A 21,899-nucleotide genomic window follows, 5' to 3' on the forward strand; every position below is an offset into this window, starting at 1 on the left:
GCAACAATTAGGGCAACTAATTTCTAATGTCATATCACGCTATGGGAAACACTTCTCTAATTATAGCTTACTCCGATCCTTTCCTTCAGGGCACTACCGGAAAGCTTTTAGTCCCGACGGTAAATTGTTAGATGAAAAACTGTCTCAAAGGTTCGATGAATTTGCTATGAGTTTAGTAGAAAATACTCAAAAATTGCGAGGAGTTTCTTAGCCTGCGGCTTGATGAAGCCAGCAGTCATGGGAAATGGTAATGGGTAATTGGGAATTGGTAGTAACTAACCAATAACCAATAACTAATGACTATTGGTAATGAGTAATTTGTAGCAACCAACCAATAAGTAATGACCAATAAGTAATGACCAATAAGTAATGACCAATAAGTAATGACCAATAAGTAATGACCAATGACCAATGACCAATGACCAATGACTACTGACTTCAAAATGGCATATCGATCATATCCCCGAAAGGATGCGGTACGTCGATCGGCATTCTTCCGGGTTTTGACTCATACTTGTCAATCCAGTTTTTTGCCAATTCCAAAGCTTCCTCCTCCGTCTTAGCATTTTGGACGGCGACATGGTGGTTCCCGTGGCTATCCCAAACCTCCACGTAGAAGACTTTCTGAGATTGAATAATCCAACCTTTTTGACATACTCACCGGGATGGGGCCACGGTGATTCTTGACACTTCATCGACTGACGCAACCGAGATTGTCTTACTCTGTCTCTGTGTCCGTTTAGAGTCGTGGCAATGCCCTATCCCGACTTGAACTATATTTTTAGCTGCATTGAAATCCCGATCGTGTTCGGCTCCACAATTTAGACACTGAACCGATCGGACTTTCAGATCCAACTTTCCCCACTTATATCCGCAATCAGAACAGACTTGACTGGTAGGTTCCCAGCGACTAATGACCTTCAATTCCCTACCAAACTTTTCAGATTTAGCCTCGCACAAAGTTCGGAATTCGTACCATCCTTGCTGACTGATTGCTCTTGAAAGCTTGCGATTCTTGACCAGACCCGACACGTTTAAATCTTCCAAAACAATTACTTGGTTTTCGTTAACTATCTTGGTTGATAATTTGTGCAGAAAGTCTTTGCGAGTATCGACAATTTGATTGTGCAGTTTGGCGATTCTAATTCGGGTTACATTTCTTCTTTTGGAATCTTTTGGTTGACGAGCCGCTTTGCGCTGTAGTTTACGAACTTTCCGGTCTAACTTTTTATAGTTAGGACTTTCGGCTTTTTCACCATTACTCATGACCGCAAAAGTTTGAATTCCCAGATCGATACCGACACTTGGGTTTTTAGCATCGACTTGAACGGGTTCAATCTCTACAACAAAGCTGAGGAAATAGCGGTTGGCGCAATCTTTGATAATTGTTACCGAGCTTGGTTCTGATGGTAGTTTCCTAGACCAGATGGGATTGACAATCCCTATCTTGGCTAAATACACACCCTCTCCCTTGATTGAGAAGCCATTGCGCGTTAACCTTGCCGATTGACTGTTAGTCCTTTTTTTGAACTTAGGATAGCCAACTTTACGCCCCTTTTTTTTTCCTTTACACGAATCGAAAAAGTTCTTAAATGCTGCTTCCAAATCGGCTATGGATTGTTGTAGGGGAATTGCCGACACTTCGCCTAACCATGCCCTTTCTTCAGTCTTTTTTGCCTGAGTGATTACTATTTTCTGAAGTTCGGCGGATTTAGGCTTCTTTTCGGACTGTTTACAAAGAGCCATGGAATCATTCCAAACAACCCGAACACAACCAAACAACTGAGCTAATTTCTGTTGCTGTTGGTTGGTCGGGTAGAATCTGTATTGATACCTTGCTTTCATTTGGTCTGGCTATTTACTTACTCTATTATACTATGACTTGCTGATACAATCAAAAAATTAAAGCCATCCTATAAGGACGGGGCTTTAGACCCATTTTTCTGGTAAAATGAATTTTACCGGGATTTTTATAGTATTTTTGGAAAAAAGTCAGTTTTACGGTTAACCTCATGACTAGACTCCTCAAGCAATTATTTAACTGGAGAAATTATCTCCAACCAGCGGCTGTGGCGATCGCGATCGTCCTGATCGCATCCCAGATAGCGGTATTGCCGGCATTGGCGACGGGCGTTTACGAAATGCCAGTGTTGTCGGCGGGCGATCGAACTTGGGTGTGGGACAAAGGCGACGTACTCAGCCGCAGCACCGAAAGCAACATCAGCAGCGTGCTCGACACCCTGGAACAGAAAACAGGAAAACAAGTCAGGTTTGTCACCATCCACCGCCTAGACTACGGCGAAACGGCAGCTACTTTCACCGACCAACTGTTTGAACAGTGGTTTCCCGCAAAAGAAGACCAGGATAACCAAATTTTACTCGTTCTCGACACTGTTACCAACAGCGCGGCAATTCGCACCGGAGAAGGCGTAAAATCACTGCTAAGCGACGAAATTGCCCAGAGTGTAGCTGGGGAAACTGTGCAAGTGCCTCTGCGGGAAGGTAATAAATACAACGAGGCATTTTCCGCAGCCAGTTCCCGGATTGCAACTGTGATGTCCGGCGAACCAGATCCCGGCGCGCCTGAAGTTGTTGATAACATTCAAGTGGAAAGCACGTTTAAGAAAGCTGAAGAAACAGACCAAGGTAATGCCACAGTTATTGTGGTTGTGCTGTTGGTGTTGGCGACAGTGATTCCGATGGTGACTTATTTCTGGTATCAAGGTTTTTCTTGAACAGTTGACTGTTGACTGTTGACAGTTGACAGCGAGGTTTTTAAACAGTTGATGCTTGGACTAATCTTGAATGTATTCTCGATCGTTCAATAATGCAATTTCTGCCCGCACAAATTCCCGTCCCAGATAAGCCGCGTGATCGAACATCGTCACCGGGCTGGGGCGGGTTTCTTCTAGGATTTTGACGCAAAGTTCTTTGGCGGTTCTGCCGCTAAAAAGCGTGCACTGAGTGCGTTCTACTTTGCCGCGGGCGGGGATGGGTTTGCCGGTTTCGGGATCGACAGCCAGACCGCGATCGTCGATGATGTTGGTGAAGTGTTTGGCGCAAATTAGGCTGGTGGCGCGATCGATGTAAATGATGAAGTAGCCGCCCGGATCGAGGTCGATGTGGCGTTTGGACAGCTTGTCATCGATGGCGGTGAGGTTTTCCAAGGTTTGACTCATGGTTGGGGAAAGGCAGTAAATAATAGCTGTTGTTTGTTTTGCTATTTCTAGTTTAGTGGGCTGCGGGACAAGTTTGGGAGTTTTTTGGGCAACATTCTGCGCGATATCTGTAGAAAGAACGCAGAAACCGGGTTTTTTTAAGAAAATGCTGCATCGAAGCCTTTAATACCGGTGAAAAACCCGGTTTCTTTGGTATTTATGCGTCCGCGACTGTAAGTGCAAATTGTACTGGATATCTGTAGGGAAACGGCAAGGCCTAAGTCCGGCGCGGGACTCTGCCACTTTTGATGATTGATATAAAATTGAGGAATTAACCGCAGAGAACACAGAGAACGCAGAGGAGGAGAAGAGAGCAAAAAAATCTGTTATGATTGGGCTGAGTAACTGTTTATCTTAAATTATAGATGAAATTCATAGATTTATTTGCCGGAATAGGAGGTTTCAGACAAGGTTTTGATAAAGCAGGATTTGAATGCGTTTTTTCCTGCGAAATCGACAACAAATGCCGAGATGTTTACAGCAAGAACTTTCAAGAAAATCCCGCAGGAGATATCAAAGAAATCAATCCCGCAGACTTGGATGATTTTGATGTTTTAGCTGCGGGATTTCCTTGTCAGCCTTTTAGCATTTGCGGAAAAAAGCAGGGTTTTGAAGATACGAGAGGAACGCTATTTTTCGAGATTTGTAAAATCATAAAAATTAAACAACCTCAAGTTATCGTTCTCGAAAATGTCAAGCACTTAATTCATCACGACAAGGGAAATACATTAAAAGTAATTATCGCTAGCCTTGAGAGTTTGGGATACAACGTGAACTGGCAAATATTAAATGCTAAAGATTTTGGAGTTCCCCAACATCGAGAAAGAATATTCATTATTGGAACTCAGGGAAAAACCTTCGATTTTTCTCAACTTCCGAGCAAGTTTACGCCGCAACTCAGGGATTTTCTAGACGTTCAAGGTGATTTTGAAATCTTGGACAGTTCTAAATATACTTTAATTGAGCATCCGAGAAAACAAGCTTCGGGGCTGTTATTTGTAGGTTACAGAAATAAGGGTACTTGGAAAACTGGCGTGAGGCCAAATACAGAACATTTGTCAAGGGTTCACCGACAGCCAAATCGCATTTATTCGGTAGATGGGGTGCATCCGACAATTCCATCGCAGGAAACATCCGGCAGGTTTTTCATCTATTTTTCAGAAACTAACACTGTCAGGAAACTGACGCTGAGGGAATGTTATCGACTGATGGGTTTTCCTGAAGATTTTAAGACTCATCCCAAGGTTGGAGAAAGTTACAAGCAAATTGGGAATTCTGTGTGCGTGCCGGTGGTGGAAGCGATCGCGCAAGAAATATTAATCGGCGGTTGAAACCGCGTCTGTACAAACGAAGTCAGGATGGTGCGCGAACTAAGGAATAATTGCATTTGACATGATATAATATCAATTAACCCGTGAATTTCCACAAACTTTAAAATAGGATGATTCACCTATGCAACTCGAAGAATGTTTCAATTTTAAGCAGCGCGATGATATTCTGGTTAAAGAAACGCGAATAAAAAGGCGAGAAATCATGCAATTAAGTCAAGCTATTGTTAATGAATTTCAGCCGAAAAAAATCATTTTATTTGGCTCCTATGCCTACGGAAATCCTCAAGATGACTCGGATGTAGATTTATTAGTAATTTTACCTTATGAGGGAAGCAGTTTTCGCAAAGCCTGGGAAATCTTAAATAAACTTCAGCCTAAGTTTGCTATAGATTTGTTAGTCAGGAGCCCTGTAGAGGTAGAGCAACGTCTTGGTTGGAATGATTTTTTCATGCGAGAAATTATCGAAAAAGGAAAGGTGATTTATGAATCCGCTAACAGTTGAATGGGTTGATAAAGCAGAAACCCGATCTCTTTAGTTATCGCCAAAGTCTGAGAAACCGGGTTTCTGTCAAGATCTAGTTGGATACGACAATCTCGAATCAGAAACCCGGTTTCTTTAATGGTTGGCAGAAACAAGGCGATTTCCTACTAGATAGCTGCGATTCACGCCTTTCCCATGATATCATATCAATTAATCGATCGATTTTCACCAATTTTAAAATAGGATTATTCACCCATGCAGCTCGAAGACTATTTCGACTTTCAGCGCCCCGATGATATTCGAGTCAAAGGAACGCGCATCGGCATTGAAACCATCCTGTATGATTTCATCCATCGCGCTCGCACTCCCGAACAAATTGCTCAAACTTATCCGTCTCTCAACTTGGAACAAGTTTATGCTACTATCCTTTATTACCTGCACAATAAAGAAGCCGTTAGTAACTACATTGCTGATTGGTTGGAGTGGAGCCACCAGCAACTTAAAGCACAAGAGCTAAACCCTCCACCTGGTATTGCTAGACTGCAAAAATTGAGAGCGGAACAAAAAGCTAAACAAATCAACAATGAGTCTGAATTATCTGTTGGATGAAAATGTCGATCCTAGCTATAAAACTGAAATTTTGACACGCAATCCCGAGTTGATAATTTGGTGCGTGGGCGAACCCGAAGCTCCGAGTCTGGGAACTTTAGATCCAGAAATTCTTAAATGGTGCGAGGAATATAACTTTATATTGGTGACGAACAATCGTAAATCGATGCCCGTGCATTTAACAGATCATTTAACTGAGGATCGTCATATTCCAGGCATTTTTCTCCTCAATGCCAAATTAAGTATCGGACAAAATATTCGGCAATTAATTTTTATTGCTGAGGCATCTTTTGATGATGAATATCAGGATCGAATAGTTCATTTGCGAGAGATTGTTTGAATAAATTTGTCAAGCGCGATCGACCTTAAATCAAAAAATCGTGCTTTTTCGGTGCTGGTCGCGATCGCCCAAGGTATGTTAGTTTCTAATAGAGTTTGTAAGACTGTACTGGGTGGGACGGGTTCAATTTCAGGGAGAAATCTGATTCCTTCTACTGTGGTTAAATTGAAGGCTTCTTTTACTTTTGTGATGGTGGTGAATTGACTGTATGGCATAAATTTTTGGTGTCGATCGGAATTATAATATTTTAAGAGTTGGGATTGGCAGGCGAGTTAACAACCTTACAGGTATTAAGACGATTAATTGCCGAATCATCAGGCGGTACAATTGTTTCCTTTCAGTCGATCGATCGCACTGGGCAGGTGAGACACCTACCCCAAAACACATTAATCTTATTTTTGTTCTTTTACTTACCTTTACCAATTCCGTCACAGAGATGTCTGTCACTGTCGCTGACATTGGCACTGGGGTTGTGCAAATACGCACGCACCTTATCGCAACCGCGCACCAGTAAATCGTCAAAATTCACATTCCATAAAATAACTGTCTTGTCCTCACTGCCAGAAGCCAAGGTTTTACCATCAGGGCTGAAACTGACACTATTAACCGAACTGCTATGCCCCTGGAGAGTACGGATTTCCTTGCCAGTGGTGACATCCCAGAGTTTGATGGTGTTGTCACCACTGCCAGAAGCCAAGGTTTTACCATCGGGGTTGAAACTGACACTCTTAACCGGACCGCTATACCCTTGGAGAGTGTGAATTTCCTTGCCCGTGCTGATATCCCAGAGTTTGATGGTGTTGTCATAACTGCCAGAAGCCAAGGTTTTACCATCGGGGCTAAAACTGACACTCCAAACAGCCCTGCTATGCCCCTTGAGGATACGGATTTTCCTACCTTTGGTGACATCCCAGAGTTTGATGGTCCGGCCACTACCAGAAGCTAAGGTTTTACCATCGGGGCTGAAATTGACACTTGAAACTGAACTGCTATGCCCCTTGAAAGTGTGGATTTCCTTGCCGATGGAGGCATCCCAGAGTTTGATAGTGTTGTCACCACTACCAGAAGCTAAGGTTTTACCATCGGGGCTGAAATTGACACTTGAAACTGAACTGCTATGCCCCTTGAAAGTGTGGATTTCCTTGCCGAGGGAGGCATCCCAGAGTTTGATAGTGTTGTCACCACTGCCAGAAGCCAAGGTTTTGCCATCGGGGCTGAAATTGACACTTGAAACTGGATTGCTATGCCCCTTGAGAGTGCTGATTTCCTGGCCAGTGGTGACATCCCAGAGTTTGATGGTGTTGTCACCACTGCCAGAAGCCAAGGTTTTGCCATCGGGGCTGAAATTGACACTCCTAGCCCAACTGCTATCCTTTTCCAAGCGGTTGCGTTCTCTTCCCTCTAAAACTGATTGTTGTAAAGAACCTACCAACTCTATTGAGGGTTCGGCTTTGAGACGTTGCCGCAATACTCCTGCCCGTAAACTTTCCATCAGCGCATCCAACTCTTTCCCTTGGCTGAAAAGTATATCGGCAGAACGAGCCATGATATCACTCTTTGTAATTTCGGCTTGTCGCCATTGCCAGCCGGCAAACCCTGATAGACTTAAAGCACCGACTAAGCCAGCACTTAATCCTAAAATGATCCGCTTTCTTAAGCGTTCCTGTTGGTTCTTTTGGCGATCGCGCTGTTCTACACTAGCATCAATAAATTTATTTTCCTCTGGTCTTAACCCACCAACATTTTCAAAAGTATTTTTGCTTCTCAACTCTTCAACCTGAACTAACCGAGAGCCTTTCAAGAGTTCATCATTAGCTTTTGACTCATTTTCTAAGCAAATTTTTTGCCACCGTCTTGTTTCACTAGCTAACCAATTTTTGAGAATAATTGCTTCTTGCTCTTGCTCAATCCATTTCTTTAAAATCTCCCAAGAAGAGAGCAAAATTTCATGGGCAATTTCTATAGTGCCAGATGGTTGCAGGCGATCGCTATTTTTGCCGATCGCCACTTTTTCTGTGAGAGAGTCGCTACTACTAACCAGCAATTTTTCATCAATAAATCTGTCGAGTATCTTGTTGACTGATTCGCCGACAAATTCATCTCGATAGGCTCGTCTGCTAACTATTTTACTGCCTGAATCAGTTTCAACAATATTCACCAGCTTCAAAAATATTTGCTTAGTGGCTGTCTGTTCATCTTCACTAAAACCTGTATAAATTTTGTCAATATGCTTTTGCAGCGCCCCTCTTACGCCCTCTAAATTTGTATAACTTGCCTTATTTAAGGTGCGGCTTTCAATAATAGGACGACTATCAGCACCGATAATTTTACATTCACTTTCCCAAAGCAAATTTAGGGTGTACTGCAATAAGGGAAGGAACCCTTTTTGTCCTTCAACTTCTTTAATAATTTGTTCAACTAATCCCTCTTCAAACACCACACCATGTCTAGCTGCTGGCTGCTCGATCGCCTGTCGCAGTTCATCGGGGTACATCTCTGTCACGAGATGAATATTATTTTGATTGGCAATTCCACCTAAGTCTGGATAAGAACTCAATTGCTCTACAAAATCGGCTCTCATTGCTAAGATAATCTTGATAGAACTATCGCCAGACTTGGCAACTCGGACAATACCTTCAATAAAGTTTTTACATTTTTCTGAGTCTTGACAAATGGCGAAAAGTTCCTCAACTTGGTCGATAAAAATCAACCAACGTTCCTCATTTTTCTTTAAAGTGCCAATCACTTCAGTCAGTGTATCTGCCTGGGCTTTTAGGGCAATTTCAGCTTCTGACTTATTGAAACTATAATCTTTTTCTTCACTGAGTAGACAACGATATAGGGAATCAAATGGATCTTGATTAGGCGTAAAAATGAAGTTATAAAATATTTGAGATTCGAGAGATTTCTTTAATTCAGGAATTAACCCGGCCCTCACAACAGAAGACTTTCCACTGCCAGAAGCACCTAAAACTAAACTTAGGTTGCTGCTACTATTCACTGCCTCGAACAATCTAGCAATCAGCTTATCCCTACCAAAAAAACGCTCCCTATCTTGGAAATTAAACTTTTTCAGCCCTTGATAAGGTGAAGTTTTAATTAGCGGCTGCTGCGTTACCTTAGCTACTGAAATCTGGACAATTTGAGTCTCAATCTTAGTCCCTATCTGAACGGGAGCGAAAATTAAGTCACCCCGAACATTAGTATCTTGAATTAGGTTACTTTGTGCCTGAGATTGCGGCTCGGGAATTGGCTGGTTCATAGTAATTGTATTTCCTAGGCTTTCGCGCTCGGAAATGCAGCTTCGGCGGTTCATTTAGCTAAAGCTAACACTTCTTCTCATCTTTGCGATCGTCTGTCGAGTCTCCGTCAAACCCAAGCGCTATCAGGTTTTGGCTTCCTTAACTTTTCTTTCCTTCTTGAACGGGCTTAAATTCAAAGTCTCCACCAACATTCACCCCACTTACAGTGTTGGTTTGAGTTTGATTAATGATATCCTGCCCGCCGGGTTGTTCCTTCAGTTGGTTGAGTAAATCTTGAGCTAATTTAACAATCTCCGTATCGTCATTAACCTTCGCATTTTCTATTTCTTCTTGTAGTGTAGATTTACGACCTTCAGAGTCGGGTTTTTTCTCTAGCTTCTCGATCGCATCCACAAGATCGCTTTCGGAACCAAATTTCTTTTTCAAAGCAGCTTTGAGAGCCTGATAACCGTCTGTAATAATATCCTTAGCAACAGGGATAGTAAGAGTCGTCACAAACGCTGTAGTAATTGGGTCCATATCTTATTGAATTTGTTTGAAGTTGATCGGATTCAAAGATGTTCAATATACCACATTTATTATAAAAATGGCATCTGGATTTACAAATCGTTAAAAATGCCCCAACCAATACTGTGGATAGTTTTCTGTGGCGATCGCCAGCACAGAATTTGGAGGTACACTTGTTAGGCCCCGGACTTCAAAAAGCGCACAAGCGCAACAACGTACCTGCGATCGCTATCTCAAACTGTGCTAAGTATTGCCCAACAGCCATCCGGACTAGATGACAAAATCTGCCACTACTATTGCTACCACTACTCGTGGAGTTGGTATTTTGACTGTGGCTAAAGTAGGAGGAACAGTAACATCAATTGCGATCGCACCAGTAGTTGCCGCCGCAGCGCCAGTAGTTGCGATCGGGGCTTTAATTTGGTGGTTATCGCGCGATTAATTAACATTCTGTCAAATTTGCAGTCAGGATTTAGATCGTTGCCGATCGATATTTGTAGGGAAACGGCACTGCCGTCTCCTCTATATTCGCAAGAACACGGCAGTGTCCAAAGCCGTGTCAACAAACACGTCAAACCCAGAGTCCGTCAGGGGTTAAAACCCCTGCCTCAAAGCTTAAGTCCTCTGAAGAGGACTAATAAGTTCTTTAGTCCTCTTTAGAGGACTTTAGCTATTAGACAGGGGTTTTAACCCCTGGCGGGTTTCAGGCTTAAGTTGACACGGCTTTGGGCAGTGCCGTGTCCCTACCGAAAACTTAAGCTGGAACTTGGATTCTTTCACTTCCCGAAAGCTCAAACGCCGCGTGAATTGCCTTCAAAGCTGTGACACCTTGCGCCTCATCCACAACGCAGCTAATCTTAATCTCAGAAGTCGCAATCATTTGAATGTTGATTTTGTGCTGCGAAAGCGCTTCAAACATCTTCGCCGCTACTCCCGGATGCGCTACCATCCCGGAACCTACTACGCTAACTTTGGCGATTTCTGTATCGACTGCGACTTCGCCCCAGCCGAATTCAACTGCTGATTTTTCTAGGACTTCTTTAGCTGCGGCGGCGTCAATTTGTGCTACGGTAAATGCAATGTCGCGTGTTAATATGCCGTCGATATTGTGACACCGCTGCGATTGAATGATTGTATCTACGCTGATATTTTCTTCTGCTAAGAGTCCGAACAGTTTTGCTGCTACTCCGGGTCGATCGGGCAATTGGCGAATTGCCAGACGCGCTTGATTGAGATCCAACGCTACAGCCCTGACTGCGGGCGGTTTATGAGATGATGAATGCAGCCCGATCGGCGAATTGGCGACATCAAATGCTTTGCAGAGTTCGGCAACTGCCCGATCGCACTCCGCAGCATCGATCGTACAACTAACCTTCACCTCGGAAGTGGAAATCATTTGAATGTTAATCCCCGCATCCGCCAAAGTCTTAAACATCTCGGCTGCTACCCTCGGACGCCCGATCATTCCCGCACCCGCAATGCTAACTTTAGCTATGGGTCGTTCTTCTGCTTTCACTTCGGGTTCCCCCAATTCTGGGCGAGCATTTTTGCCCAAGGCGGGGACGATCGCATCTGCAACCGCCACAGCTTGATTCAGGGAATTTCGCCTGACTGTAAAGGCGATATCGTTCGTATTTCCTTCGTGAATTGACTGGATAATTAAGTCTACATCGAGATTTTGCTGCGCGATCGCACCAAACAACCGCGCTGCTACTCCCGGGCGATCGGGCAAACGCAACAAAGACACCCCCGCCTGATCCAAGTCAAATTCCACCGCATCGACCGCTTTTGCGAGCTCCAAGCCCTCCAAAGGCCGGGGCTGCGGTGGGGGGGACACTACCTGCGTACCGGGGGCGTCACTCCAGCTAGAAAGCACCACCAGCGGCACGCCGTAATTCTTGGCAATCTCGACGGCGCGCGGATGCAGGACTTTTGCGCCCAAACTTGCCAATTCCAGCATTTCGTCGCAGGTGATTTCGTCCATCAGTTGCGCGTCGGCTACCAAGCGCGGATCTGTAGTTAGAATTCCGGGCACGTCGGTATAAATTTCGCATTTGTCGGCGCGCAAGGCTGCGGCGAGGGCGACTGCTGTGGTGTCGGAACCGCCCCGCCCCAAGGTGGTGATTTCCAATTCTCCGGCGTCGGCGATGCCTTGGAAACCGGCAACGACGACGACTTTACCGCTGTTTAACTGGGTTTCCATGCGCGAAGGATCGATCCGCAAAATCCGGGCGCGGGTGTGGGCGGCTTCGGTGACAATCCCGACTTGGGCGCCGGTGAGGGAAATTGCGGGCTGTCCCATTTCTTGCAGTGCCATGCTTAACAGGGCGATCGAGACTTGTTCCCCAGTGGAAAGCAACATATCCATTTCCCGTTTGTTGGGATTTGGGGAAATTTCTTTGGCGAGTTTCACTAAACCGTCGGTGGTTTTGCCCATTGCTGAAAGTACGACAACTAGGGAGTTTCCAAGCTGTACTGTTTTGACTACTCGTCGGGCTACTTCTAGAATGCGATCGACTGTACCAACCGATGTGCCACCGTATTTTTGAACAATTAGTGCCATAGGACTTACACAAAAAGTGATGCAATACTTTACTTAACCCATTAATATACGCAAATTCTGGATTACAACCGATGTCGATCTTGTTTTTGAGGCTGGTAGTCGATCGGGCTTAGCGGAGGTAAGATTTGTGGACTCCCAATAAAGAAACCGGGTTTTTACGAGATTAAGGGTTTTAGGCGAATATTTGGTTAAAAAACCCGGTTTCTCGCCAACTGCGTAAGTCCAAAGAAACCGGATTTTTTACGAGGTTGATGGTTTTGGGCGAGTATTTTGGTTGAAAAACCCGGTTTCTGGCTACCTATTAGCTGCCTTCTAACTCTCGCAAACGCGCTTCTAAAGCTTGTATTCGCAACTCAGCTTCTATGCGCCTTTGTCGTTCTTGTTCTGCTTCAGACTGCGCTTGTTCTGCGGCCAATTCGGCTTGTTCTGCTCGTTCCTCCGCCGCCGGCAGCAAAGTCCCGGAGTCATCCCACCAGCGCAGCCAAGGCAGTTCTACGCCCTGATAAACTCCTTGCCAAATGCCTAATTCTACTCGTATTTGGGCGATCGGGTAATGTCCGCGATTATTTGGTGCGGCTAACTCGAAGCGGTCTTCGACTAAATGATAGACTTCTACTTGGGCTTTTTGGACTTCATAAATCCCGTAAAAAGCAGGGCGAATTATCCGCTCGTAAATCCAGAACTTGCCTTTTCTTGGAGTCCTATCTCTTTCTTCACTGCCATCTCCCGACACAAATTCTAGTACCATGAGAGGCGGCATTAATTCCCGCCACATTACATAGGAACGGCGCAAATTTCCGTCAAGAGTTGGCGGCACGTCGGGTACGTAAAACCAATCAGGTGCTTCGGCTCCTCTTTCTGGCGGTTCCGGGGGTTGGGCTACTCGCCAGTAAATACCGGAATCTTGACCGATGCAGTATTGTCCGTCGGGATGAACTCGGTCGAGAATAGGTCTAATTGATGTTGTTAATAGGATGCTTTGAGGGTGTTCTTGAAAGTTTTTCACAAAAGTACCGTCGGAGTCTGGTAATTGAGTGTGGTCTGGAAAATCTGTTGCTAGGAATTCGGGTTTTTCGGTGACATTCATCTTGACCTCTTGAATGTAGAAAGATTATCTTAAATTCAGTAAAAATCGGTAATTGGGCATTGGGCATTGGGCATTGGGCATTGGTAATTGCTTGCCCGCACAGATCACTTAATTGACAGCCGCTCTACTTAGTTCTTGGTCAGTTCGAGATTGATAGTGTTATTATATCATGGTTATTTTCATGTTGCTATCTAGGAAATTCTGAAGATGACTCAGTACAAGTTAATTATTTTCGACTTCGACGGCACTTTGGCAATTACTCACAAGGCTATTGTATCTTGCATTACTAAAACTTTTGAAAATTTCAATATTACCCCGCCTGATGCGGATATAATTCAATCGACGATCGGCATCAATTTACCAAATACTTTTAAAATGCTGCATCCGGCGATCGAGGAAAGCGCAATTCCCGAATGGGTGGAAATTTACCGCTGTTTTTATCGGACGGAAGGTGAAAAGCAGCTCGATTTATTTCCCGGGACTAAGCAAGTATTGCAGTTGGCGAGCGAGTCGGGATTGAGCCTGGGAGTTTTTAGCAACAAACACGTTAGTTTTGTTAATTTGTTCCTGGAAAAGTTGAGAGTTCACAGTTTTTTTGATTTGATTTTAGGTGATAACGGACAAATTCTTCAAAAACCCAATCCGAGTGTTTTTTATTCGATTATTAAACCGCTGTTCCCGGATTTGGATAACAGTCAGGTTTTAATGGTTGGCGATACGGCGGTTGATTTGCTGTTTGCTAAAAATGCTGGGATAGATGTTTGTTGGGCGGCTTACGGATATGGCGATCGCGCTGAGTGTCTCGCCCTAGCACCGACTTTTGCGATCGAGGATATTTCGGAACTTGCTGCGATCGTTCAAAATTCTTGAGTCGGTTTGGTTCAGCAGAGTTTGAATCATTTAAGTAAGTTAAAAAAAATTCATGACAAATATTTCATGAGATCCGGACGCTCTATTTTTGGGGTGGGATTTTAAAATTAATGGCGCGATCGCAGACCACCAAGTAAACCATACCAGAGATAGAGTGAGCGCGACAATAAGTATTATAAATTAAAAGGAGGGAGTTCGGATTTTTTATGGTAGGATTTACCGCAAAAAATCTGCATAATAGCTTTGTAACTTCTGCCTTCGGGAAACAGGACAATTCTGTTAAAGTGAAGGGTGTGCAGCCAGTCGCGATCGACAATAAACTCAATCTATAAAAACTTATGCAGATCGATATAAACATTCCTTCTGAAACCCTATCGCCGACTCGTAGCGGGGGCAATGCACCGAATTTAATAGAAGAAGTATGGAGGCTGTACGATCGCGCCCTGGCAGCTACCAGCAACGGCATCGCGATCGCAGACGCTACACTGCCAGACAGACCCATAGTGTACTGCAACCCAGCCTTCGAGCAGATTACAGGCTACGATCGCAGCGAAATCATCGGGCACAACTGCCGCTTCCTACAAGGCCCGGATACCGATCGCGCAGCCGTCGCTCAAATCCGCGTAGCCCTGGAAGAACAGCACGACTGCAAAGTAGTTCTGAAAAACTACCGCAAAGACGGCACCCCCTTCTGGAACGAACTCACCATCTCCCCGGTGCGCGACAGCAGCGGCACCGTCACCCACTTCATTGGCGTCCAAGCTGATATTACCGATCGCTTTCAAGCAGAATTCGCCCTCTCTCAAGCCGAGGCAAAATACCGCAGCATCTTTGAAAACGCCACAGAAGGTATATTTCAAACCGCCCCAGACGGGCGCTACCTCAGCGCCAACCCCGCACTCGCCCGAATGTACGGCTACGATTCCCCGTCAGAACTGATCGCAAAATGTTCGGCAAACAACCTTTATGCCGATCGCACCCGCCGCGCTGAATTCATCGCCGAAATCAGCCGCGTCGGCTCCCTGAAAGAGTTTGAGTCCTGCGTTATCCGCCTCGACGGCAGCACTACCTGGATCTCGGAAAACGTGCGCGAAGTAGAGGGCGAAAACGGCGAACTGCTTTACTACGAAGGAACCGTAGCCGAAATCGCCGATCGCAAGCAGGCAGAAGCAGCCCTGCGCGATCGAGAATACTGGCTGAAAACCGCGATCGACGCCGTGCCCGACGCCCTCAACCTCACAGACAGCGAGGGGCGCTGGCTGATTGCTAACGACTGCGCCCTCCAACTTTTGGGCCTCGATACCGCAGACTATCAGGGCAAAACTACTGCCGAACTCGCATCCGCAGCCGATCCCAGAGTCAGAGAAATCCTGCTAACTTGGCAGGAAACCGACGAAACTACCTGGGAAGCAGCCACTCTCGCTTGCACCCGCCAAGTTGTCCCCTTACCCACAGGCGGCAGCAATTTGTTTGAAGTGCGGAAAGTGCCGCTGTTCAACCCCGACGGTTCCCGCAAAGGCATGGCAGTGGCGGGGCGGGACATCACTCAGGAAGTGGAAGCAGAGGCGGCTTTGCGGGACAGCGAACAGCGGTTTCGGGCGATTTTTGAACGCGCTGCGATCGGCATGGCAGTCGCTACCCTCGAAGGCGTTGCGATCGCCACTAATCAGGCATTTCAAGCTATGCTGGGGCGATCGTCCGCCGAACTTCGCGGAGTAAGCCTCGACGGCTGGGCGCACCCAGAAGACGCAAAGGCCGATCGCCCTTTGCGCCAACAGTTGGCCGATGGCGAACGCCAAGCTTACCAAATCGAGAAGCGCTACCTCCGCTGCGACGGCAGCATTAGGTGGGGACGCCTCAGCGCTTCTGCGATCGACAGCAGTCACGGAAAGCCGCAGTTTATTCTAGAAATGGTGGAGGATATTACCGATCGCAAACTTGCCGAATCAGCTTTAGTGCAAAATGAGGCTAAGTGGCGATCGCTAATTCTCAACAGTTCCGACATCATTACCATTCTCGACGCCTGCGGTCGCATTGTTTACGAAAGTCCTTCTGTAGAAACAGTCTTGGGCTACGAACCAGAGGAAATAGTCGGTGAAATTGCTCTCGATTTCGTCCACCCAGACGATTTGCCCTCGGTGATGTCCGACGGCGAAAAACTGATCGCAAATCCAGCCGATCCGATCGCCCTAGAAGGTCGCTTCCGGCGCGCTGACGGTTCTTGGTGTTTTCTCGAAGGAGTCGGCATTAACTTGCTAGCAGACCCCACTGTGAGCGGAATTGTGCTCAACTCCCGCGACATGACGGCGCGCAGGCAAGCAGAGTACCGCCTCAGCAAAATCAACGAGTGCTTTTTGGGATTCACCACCGACGCCGCCGACAACATCCAGCGGCTGACATCCTTAGCCGGCGAGCTTTTGGGCGGCAGCAGCGCCATCTACAGCCGCGTCGGAGGCGGGCTGCTGCGCGCGATCGCAACTTGGCAAACGCCGCCGGATTACCCGGAGGTCGATCGCGCCGAGAACCACGTCTGCACCGACGTATGCCACCAAGCCAGCGATCGGCCCGTGGTCATTTCTGACTTGCAGAACACGATCTACGGCCAAATCGATCCCGCTGTCATCCGCTACCAACTGCAAAGCTATCTGGGGCAAGCAGTGCGGCTGCGCGACGATTACGTGGGTGTGATGTGCGTTGTCTACACCGAGTCTTTCGCGCCCACAGAAGCCGACTGCAAGCTGATCGGAATTATTGCTGGGGCGATCGGAGTTGAGGAAGAACGGGCTGCTTCTGCCGATCGCGATCGGCAAAAATCCCAAGAATTGCAAACAGCTTTGTGCGAATTACAACAAACTCAAATGCAGTTAGTCCAAACCGAAAAAATGTCTTCCCTCGGACAAGTGCTAGCAGGAATTGCCCACGAAATTAACAACCCAGTTGGCTTTGTCGCAGGCAATCTCTGCCACGTCCGCGGCTACGTTCTCGACTTGCTAGACATCGTGCAAATGTATCGAGAAGAATGTCCGAATCCCCCAGCCAAAATTCAGAAACAAGCTGAAGATATAGACTTAGAATTTCTAGCAGAAGACCTGCCAAAATTGCTAAATTCGATGCACACAGGATGCGAGAGAATTGTAGAAATAATTCAAACTCTACGCAATTTTTCCCGGGCGGACGAAGCCAAATTCAAGCCTGCCGACATACACGAAGGTTTAGAAAGTACCTTGTTAATGTTGAACAGCAGGCTGAAAGCCAAGGCACACTGGCAGGGCATTGAAGTGATTAAAGAATACGGAGAACTGCCGCAAATACAATGTCATCCCGGACAGTTAAATCAGGTATTCATGAATATCTTGGCAAATGCGATCGACGCTTTAGAAGAAAGCAGCAGCCAAGCCAAAAAGACACCAAATTCAAGTTGTCCAACAATCACCATTAAAACTGAAATGATTGATGACAAGAGAATTTGCATTCGCATCGCAGACAACGGCCCGGGAATTCCTCAAGATAATATCGTGCGTTTATTTGACCCATTTTTTACCACAAAGCCCGTAGGTAAAGGCACCGGTTTGGGTTTATCAATTTCGCATCAAATTGTGGTTGAAAAACACAAGGGAAAATTGCAGTGCATATCGGAACCGGGTAAAGGTACTGAATTTATAATCGAAATTCCAATTAGATAAGCTCGTTTCATCGACTTTGTACCTGGGGAAATGGTAATTTTAGATCGTTAAATAATGGGAATAATTGATTCTGTAAGAATTAATAACTGACCTACAGTTGCTGGTTTATTTTACAGCTATTAATTGAGATTCGATCTCGTGTCCGCTAGATTAACCGCAATAATAAGTAAGGTTAGTAGTGCGGACTTTAGTCCGCAGCTTTTTGCGGACTAAAGTCCGCACTACTAACCGTGTTTGTTATGGTAATCGATCCGACACGATATCATATCATTAAAGTCCTCACGATCGAACCTTCTTGATAGCGGGTAATTTACAAAAATGGTTTGTAGTGCGGACTTGGGTCTGTAAAATGCTGCGGACTGAAGTCCGCACTACGAACCTTTTGTAGTGGGGTTAATCCAGCGGACACCCTATCAGTCATTCCCAAATCTCAAATCCCAAGTCCTTATGAATTCTGTCGCGCCTTGTTGTATACTCAGGATATCAGAGGTGTCAGTCTGACTGCTAATTTCGGCACTGTACCGACTTCAGTAGCTTTTTCAGACTGAGGAAAGTTTGTAATTTCTAACTCATTTGGGGGCAATTTACGAATTGCCCCCTTTCTTTTAGGGCTGTTACTACGATCGCCCGCGTGCTGTATCTTGTCGTAAAGCTCGATCGACCCTTCAATCAATCCGCCAGCCCTTGGAACCCATAGCTGCGACACTTCAACCTCAACCCCCATCAGCCTTTCATCTGACAAACTCCCTCGATCGCGCAACTTCTGGACTTGAGTTATCCTGAATTTGACCCATTGTGGCGGCTTGACGCCCCCAGCCGCACCACAAACCCACAAAATATCGCAAAAACTAAGATAATTTTATTATAAAATTGACCACTTTCCAATTACCGATTGGTGTCAAATTAACGTCTTATGTACTGTGGGTCTAGTGTTTGACAATTCTACCCCGATCTCCCTGGCACCCCCCTTCCTAAGGGGGGGGAGAAGAAACATTCAAAGTCCCCCTTATTAAGGGGGATTTAGGGGGATCTAGACCCTTGCTATAAGCGAGAGATACAAAGGTTTCCAGCCAATTCCCAATTCCCAATTCCCAATTCCCAATTCCCAATTCCCAATTCCCAATTCCCAATTCCCAATTCCCAAAATGAAATTCTTATTAGTGACAGATTTAGACAACACATTAGTCGGAGACGACGCAGCAACTCAACTTTTAAACCAGCACTTGCAATCAAAGCGATCGCAAATTTGTTTAGTTTACGCTACCGGGCGTTCCCATGCTTCAACCTGCGAATTAATTTCCCAAAAGCAACTCCTAGCCCCCGATTATACGATCGCAGGTGTAGGCAGCGAGATTTACCAAAACGGAACCCTAGATTTAGATTGGGCCCAATATATTTCTCAAGATTGGGATAAAATAGCGATCGCCTCTTTAGCTCAACAATTTAAGCAGCTTAAACCCCAATCCCTAACAGAACAAAATCCTTGGAAAATCAGTTATTGTCTGGAACCAGCAGCAGAAAACAGCTCTATTATCCAGACCTTGCAGCAAAAATTAACCGCATCGGGACTGTCAGCTCAAATAATTTTTAGCAGCAATCGCGACGTAGATATCTTACCAAAAACTAGCAATAAAGGGAATGCCCTAACTTATTTACAACAGCTCCTGCAAATTCCATCGGAGGCTACATTAGTTTGTGGCGATTCCGGCAATGATATCAGTATGTTTGAACAGGATGTTCCCGGAGTAATCGTTGCTAATGCGATGTCCGAACTCTTAGCATGGTATCGCGAATGCGGCACTGAAAATCATTATTTAGCTGGCTCTGCTTGCGCTGGGGGAATCATGGAAGGAATGACTTATTTTTGGGAATTTTGATGGCATAAAATGCCGTTAAAGGATCGAGCGTGAGGACTTCAGTCCTCATAAAATCAGAGGACTGAAGTCCGAACGATCAAACAGGGACACAAGGATCGAGCGTGAGGACTTCAGTCCTCATAAAATCAGAGGACTGAAGTCCGAACGATCAAACACGGAGACTGCGATACCATCAGCTTGTACTCGCTTGCCGCACCGCACATGGAACAAAATACTTTACCCGTAGAGGTGATTCTCTCTCACCCCCGCCAATCCCTAGGGAACATTCGGCTGAATTGGACGCCGCAACCGGGGAACTATCTGGATTTAGAGGGAAAAACCTACGCTGTCTTGGAACGCCACCACCGCTATCAACTCAAATCCGGGCGCTACCAACTGCAAAAAATTGCCTTGTACGTGCAGTCTGCCGCACCGCCGACGGAAAGAACGTTTGTCAGCGGCATCTGGGTTATCGGAGCTGCTAGCTGCCGCTTTAACGCTCGATCGGAAATTTTGCGCTGTGCAGTCAACCCCAACGGCCCCTGCGAGGGCTGCCACGATTACCAAAAGTGCTGAACGCGATCGAGTACACAGACAATTTTAGCTCGATCGGGCGATCGAGAGTGCCGAAGCTCTCGGTATCTCCCTCAATTACCGCCAACTATCTAAACCAACTAGCGACTCTAGAATCCAATTTAACTTCTTCCCGAAGGCAATAATCTACCTTCTGATAGGAATGCAGCAAATCGCAAATGCCAGTATGAATCAAATTTTCAATCTGTAGCAACTGTTCTGAAGAACAGCGAACCTGCATTGTCTGGTTCGACACAGACTCGCCGGAGCCGATCGCAGTATATTTATTAGGAACTCGGCTCAGCACATAAGCAATTAAATCCTGCCGCAAGCCCGAGTATGAAAAAGCCTCTTGGTACGGATATTTGGGATAAGACCCCAAGATAATTTCTACTTCCTCTGTGACTACGCCCAAGGTGATATTGACAAGATTTTTCTGCATTTTACCTATTTCCCAAATACTACTGAACTTAGCTATTTGTTGCCCCCGATCGAGTTCGTCTGATTTCTCCTGAATCTTAGCAGGCTAATACCGCACATTTTTTTTCGGTAACAATCAGATTTTCGTCAAAACTTACCTCTTCTATAACCCGCAGCACGTAGCACGGAATCTTGTCCGATAAAATAGCACTTGCCACCGCGCCGGTATGAATTTCTAATACTGCTTCTGCCGCCGATTCAAACATCAGTCTCTGCCCGGGAAACACCACTCTTTCAAAATACCAATTAGGAATATTCCCAATCCGAACCACCTGAATTTGGTTGGTAGCATTTGCGTAGTAGCACAAGATTTGGTTGTTACCTTTAGAAGATAGCTGATATGACATTTGAAAAATCTCCACACTCTTTAAAAAACTTACTCCAATTTCGCTTTACCTATTCGTGGCAATTGTGACTTTGGCTCTTGACAAAATGACCGACTTATTTTCTGGACTTTATTCGAGAGCGCGAATCGCATCTTCAGTTATGAATTTATTTTTGATTGATTTTCCCTGCCAACACTTACAAGACTTGCACCGAAACCAGTTTTTCCCGGTTAAAAAATCCAGTTTGCGTGGTATGCAGTACCTAGCCCCTGATTGATTCAGGTTGGTTGTGTTGTCGCACTCCTTAAAATCGAAAGTACCGTCACTTATCCAAACTCTGCTGACAACAGATTTGTTCTTTGGCAGCCGGATGCTGCTGAGAGTGAGACCTTCAGCTTAATAACCTGCTACAAACATTATCTGAAAAATATGAGGAAATTATGAAGACTATCATTGTTTTAAATTAATATACTTTGGCCAAAGCATGAGTTATAACACTTAGGGAGAAACCCGGTTTTCCCCCAACCAACTGCGCTGCATTAAGGAGTATCGGTGAAATCTCAGGGTTTACACTGAAAACAGTCAGTAAATTATAAAAATGAAAATCTACGTGTAAATAGGGCTTGCTGAAAAAGTCAGAAAACAGCATTTAGAAAGATGAGTGAATTTGAGCTGGCATCGGCAATATAAGTTTTGTCAATCTTGTGATGGC

21 protein-coding genes and 1 pseudogene are annotated in these 21,899 nt (G+C 45.5%); 11 read left to right on the top strand and 11 right to left on the bottom strand.

All coding sequences use genetic code 11. The features are described 5' to 3' along the window. A pseudogene (locus tag JGK39_RS23670) lies at positions 1 to 211 on the top strand (hypothetical protein); the annotation flags it as partial. A gap of 227 nt (positions 212 to 438) precedes the next feature. On the opposite strand, the gene JGK39_RS23675 reads toward JGK39_RS23670, so the two are convergent. Next, positions 439 to 612, bottom strand: a complete 174-nt coding sequence (locus JGK39_RS23675; RefSeq protein ID WP_293259743.1) for a hypothetical protein — start codon at positions 610 to 612, stop codon at positions 439 to 441. Positions 613 to 657: 45 nt separating this feature from the next. Next, the gene (locus JGK39_RS23680; protein ID WP_293259746.1) at positions 658 to 1,845 is read right to left on the bottom strand and encodes a transposase; all 1,188 of its coding nucleotides are present in this window, start codon (positions 1,843 to 1,845) and stop codon (positions 658 to 660) included. A 167-nt stretch (positions 1,846 to 2,012) separates the two neighbouring features. On the opposite strand from JGK39_RS23680, the gene JGK39_RS23685 reads away from it, so the two are divergent. After that, a complete protein-coding gene (locus tag JGK39_RS23685) occupies positions 2,013 to 2,735 on the top strand; it encodes a TPM domain-containing protein (RefSeq protein WP_293259749.1) in 723 nt (240 codons plus the stop codon). Between the two features lie 60 nt (positions 2,736 to 2,795). Here the strand turns inward: JGK39_RS23685 and JGK39_RS23690 are convergent, their stop codons facing one another. Continuing rightward, complete coding sequence (locus tag JGK39_RS23690) at positions 2,796 to 3,179, bottom strand: DUF4346 domain-containing protein (RefSeq protein ID WP_293259752.1); 384 nt, start codon at positions 3,177 to 3,179, stop codon at positions 2,796 to 2,798. A 404-nt stretch (positions 3,180 to 3,583) separates the two neighbouring features. On the opposite strand from JGK39_RS23690, the gene dcm reads away from it, so the two are divergent. The 4 genes from dcm to JGK39_RS23710 all read left to right on the top strand — a co-directional run bounded on the left by dcm (position 3,584) and on the right by JGK39_RS23710 (position 5,979). Then, positions 3,584 to 4,549, top strand: coding sequence for a DNA (cytosine-5-)-methyltransferase (gene dcm / locus JGK39_RS23695; protein ID WP_293259755.1), 966 nt, complete (start codon positions 3,584 to 3,586; stop codon positions 4,547 to 4,549). A 121-nt stretch (positions 4,550 to 4,670) separates the two neighbouring features. Then, positions 4,671 to 5,051, top strand: a complete 381-nt coding sequence (locus tag JGK39_RS23700; RefSeq protein ID WP_293259758.1) for a nucleotidyltransferase domain-containing protein — start codon at positions 4,671 to 4,673, stop codon at positions 5,049 to 5,051. Positions 5,052 to 5,285: 234 nt separating this feature from the next. Continuing rightward, positions 5,286 to 5,639 carry a DUF433 domain-containing protein gene (locus JGK39_RS23705; protein ID WP_293259761.1) on the top strand — a complete coding sequence of 118 codons (354 nt, stop codon included), beginning with the start codon at positions 5,286 to 5,288 and terminating at the stop codon, positions 5,637 to 5,639. Then, the gene (locus tag JGK39_RS23710; protein ID WP_293259764.1) at positions 5,614 to 5,979 is read left to right on the top strand and encodes a DUF5615 family PIN-like protein; all 366 of its coding nucleotides are present in this window, start codon (positions 5,614 to 5,616) and stop codon (positions 5,977 to 5,979) included. The genes JGK39_RS23705 and JGK39_RS23710 overlap by 26 nt, the downstream gene beginning before the upstream one ends. On the opposite strand, the gene JGK39_RS23715 is transcribed toward JGK39_RS23710, so the two are convergent. The 3 genes from JGK39_RS23715 to JGK39_RS23725 all read right to left on the bottom strand — a co-directional run bounded on the left by JGK39_RS23715 (position 5,958) and on the right by JGK39_RS23725 (position 9,761). Then, entirely contained in the window at positions 5,958 to 6,194 is a 237-nt protein-coding gene (locus tag JGK39_RS23715) for a hypothetical protein (RefSeq protein ID WP_293259767.1), read from the bottom strand. The two genes, JGK39_RS23710 and JGK39_RS23715, sit on opposite strands and share 22 nt — an antisense overlap. 191 nt (positions 6,195 to 6,385) lie before the next feature. Next, complete coding sequence (locus JGK39_RS23720) at positions 6,386 to 9,241, bottom strand: WD40 repeat domain-containing protein (protein ID WP_293297566.1); 2,856 nt, start codon at positions 9,239 to 9,241, stop codon at positions 6,386 to 6,388. A 139-nt stretch (positions 9,242 to 9,380) separates the two neighbouring features. Continuing rightward, positions 9,381 to 9,761 carry a hypothetical protein gene (locus tag JGK39_RS23725; protein ID WP_293297564.1) on the bottom strand — a complete coding sequence of 127 codons (381 nt, stop codon included), beginning with the start codon at positions 9,759 to 9,761 and terminating at the stop codon, positions 9,381 to 9,383. 262 nt (positions 9,762 to 10,023) lie between these two features. On the opposite strand from JGK39_RS23725, the gene JGK39_RS23730 reads away from it, so the two are divergent. Next, positions 10,024 to 10,191: a hypothetical protein gene (locus JGK39_RS23730; RefSeq protein ID WP_293297562.1), complete on the top strand. Its 168-nt coding sequence runs from the start codon at positions 10,024 to 10,026 to the stop codon at positions 10,189 to 10,191. A 312-nt stretch (positions 10,192 to 10,503) separates the two neighbouring features. On the opposite strand, the gene JGK39_RS23735 is transcribed toward JGK39_RS23730, so the two are convergent. Then, entirely contained in the window at positions 10,504 to 12,312 is a 1,809-nt protein-coding gene (locus JGK39_RS23735; RefSeq protein ID WP_293297560.1) for an aspartate kinase, read from the bottom strand. A 301-nt stretch (positions 12,313 to 12,613) separates the two neighbouring features. Next, complete coding sequence (locus JGK39_RS23740) at positions 12,614 to 13,399, bottom strand: Uma2 family endonuclease (RefSeq protein WP_293254567.1); 786 nt, start codon at positions 13,397 to 13,399, stop codon at positions 12,614 to 12,616. A gap of 207 nt (positions 13,400 to 13,606) precedes the next feature. Here JGK39_RS23740 and JGK39_RS23745 point away from each other — a divergent pair, with 207 nt between their 5' ends. Together JGK39_RS23745 and JGK39_RS23750 are read left to right on the top strand one after the other, a co-directional pair. Then, entirely contained in the window at positions 13,607 to 14,269 is a 663-nt protein-coding gene (locus tag JGK39_RS23745; RefSeq protein WP_293254564.1) for an HAD family hydrolase, read from the top strand. A gap of 338 nt (positions 14,270 to 14,607) precedes the next feature. Beyond that, complete coding sequence (locus JGK39_RS23750; protein WP_293254561.1) at positions 14,608 to 17,952, top strand: PAS domain S-box protein; 3,345 nt, start codon at positions 14,608 to 14,610, stop codon at positions 17,950 to 17,952. Positions 17,953 to 18,427: 475 nt separating this feature from the next. Here the strand turns inward: JGK39_RS23750 and JGK39_RS23755 are convergent, their stop codons facing one another. After that, positions 18,428 to 18,787 carry a hypothetical protein gene (locus JGK39_RS23755; RefSeq protein WP_293254558.1) on the bottom strand — a complete coding sequence of 120 codons (360 nt, stop codon included), beginning with the start codon at positions 18,785 to 18,787 and terminating at the stop codon, positions 18,428 to 18,430. 310 nt (positions 18,788 to 19,097) lie between these two features. Between JGK39_RS23755 and JGK39_RS23760 the strand changes: the two genes are divergently transcribed. Continuing rightward, positions 19,098 to 19,829 carry a sucrose-phosphate phosphatase gene (locus JGK39_RS23760; RefSeq protein ID WP_293254555.1) on the top strand — a complete coding sequence of 244 codons (732 nt, stop codon included), beginning with the start codon at positions 19,098 to 19,100 and terminating at the stop codon, positions 19,827 to 19,829. A gap of 201 nt (positions 19,830 to 20,030) precedes the next feature. Then, positions 20,031 to 20,384 (top strand): DUF6464 family protein, encoded by a 354-nt coding sequence (locus tag JGK39_RS23765; RefSeq protein ID WP_293254552.1) that lies wholly within the window; start codon positions 20,031 to 20,033, stop codon positions 20,382 to 20,384. 85 nt (positions 20,385 to 20,469) lie between these two features. On the opposite strand, the gene JGK39_RS23770 is transcribed toward JGK39_RS23765, so the two are convergent. Beyond that, a complete protein-coding gene (locus JGK39_RS23770; protein WP_293297558.1) occupies positions 20,470 to 20,823 on the bottom strand; it encodes a hypothetical protein in 354 nt (117 codons plus the stop codon). Between the two features lie 76 nt (positions 20,824 to 20,899). Beyond that, entirely contained in the window at positions 20,900 to 21,208 is a 309-nt protein-coding gene (locus JGK39_RS23775) for a DUF1830 domain-containing protein (RefSeq protein WP_293254546.1), read from the bottom strand. Positions 21,209 to 21,899: the final 691 nt, after the last annotated feature.

The organism is Microcoleus sp. PH2017_12_PCY_D_A, from assembly GCF_020738565.1.
Lineage (GTDB): Bacteria > Cyanobacteriota > Cyanobacteriia > Cyanobacteriales > Microcoleaceae > Microcoleus.

Coding starts and splice junctions, on each gene's coding strand:
- JGK39_RS23680 (WP_293259746.1), bottom strand. CDS start 1,845: ATGAAAGCAAGGTATCAATACAGATTCTACCCGACCAACCAACAGCAA.
- JGK39_RS23685 (WP_293259749.1), top strand. CDS start 2,013: ATGACTAGACTCCTCAAGCAATTATTTAACTGGAGAAATTATCTCCAA.
- JGK39_RS23690 (WP_293259752.1), bottom strand. CDS start 3,179: ATGAGTCAAACCTTGGAAAACCTCACCGCCATCGATGACAAGCTGTCC.
- dcm (WP_293259755.1), top strand. CDS start 3,584: ATGAAATTCATAGATTTATTTGCCGGAATAGGAGGTTTCAGACAAGGT.
- JGK39_RS23700 (WP_293259758.1), top strand. CDS start 4,671: ATGCAACTCGAAGAATGTTTCAATTTTAAGCAGCGCGATGATATTCTG.
- JGK39_RS23705 (WP_293259761.1), top strand. CDS start 5,286: ATGCAGCTCGAAGACTATTTCGACTTTCAGCGCCCCGATGATATTCGA.
- JGK39_RS23710 (WP_293259764.1), top strand. CDS start 5,614: ATGAGTCTGAATTATCTGTTGGATGAAAATGTCGATCCTAGCTATAAA.
- JGK39_RS23715 (WP_293259767.1), bottom strand. CDS start 6,194: ATGCCATACAGTCAATTCACCACCATCACAAAAGTAAAAGAAGCCTTC.
- JGK39_RS23720 (WP_293297566.1), bottom strand. CDS start 9,241: ATGAACCAGCCAATTCCCGAGCCGCAATCTCAGGCACAAAGTAACCTA.
- JGK39_RS23725 (WP_293297564.1), bottom strand. CDS start 9,761: ATGGACCCAATTACTACAGCGTTTGTGACGACTCTTACTATCCCTGTT.
- JGK39_RS23730 (WP_293297562.1), top strand. CDS start 10,024: ATGACAAAATCTGCCACTACTATTGCTACCACTACTCGTGGAGTTGGT.
- JGK39_RS23735 (WP_293297560.1), bottom strand. CDS start 12,312: ATGGCACTAATTGTTCAAAAATACGGTGGCACATCGGTTGGTACAGTC.
- JGK39_RS23740 (WP_293254567.1), bottom strand. CDS start 13,399: ATGAATGTCACCGAAAAACCCGAATTCCTAGCAACAGATTTTCCAGAC.
- JGK39_RS23745 (WP_293254564.1), top strand. CDS start 13,607: ATGACTCAGTACAAGTTAATTATTTTCGACTTCGACGGCACTTTGGCA.
- JGK39_RS23750 (WP_293254561.1), top strand. CDS start 14,608: ATGCAGATCGATATAAACATTCCTTCTGAAACCCTATCGCCGACTCGT.
- JGK39_RS23760 (WP_293254555.1), top strand. CDS start 19,098: ATGAAATTCTTATTAGTGACAGATTTAGACAACACATTAGTCGGAGAC.
- JGK39_RS23765 (WP_293254552.1), top strand. CDS start 20,031: ATGGAACAAAATACTTTACCCGTAGAGGTGATTCTCTCTCACCCCCGC.
- JGK39_RS23770 (WP_293297558.1), bottom strand. CDS start 20,823: ATGCAGAAAAATCTTGTCAATATCACCTTGGGCGTAGTCACAGAGGAA.
- JGK39_RS23775 (WP_293254546.1), bottom strand. CDS start 21,208: ATGTCATATCAGCTATCTTCTAAAGGTAACAACCAAATCTTGTGCTAC.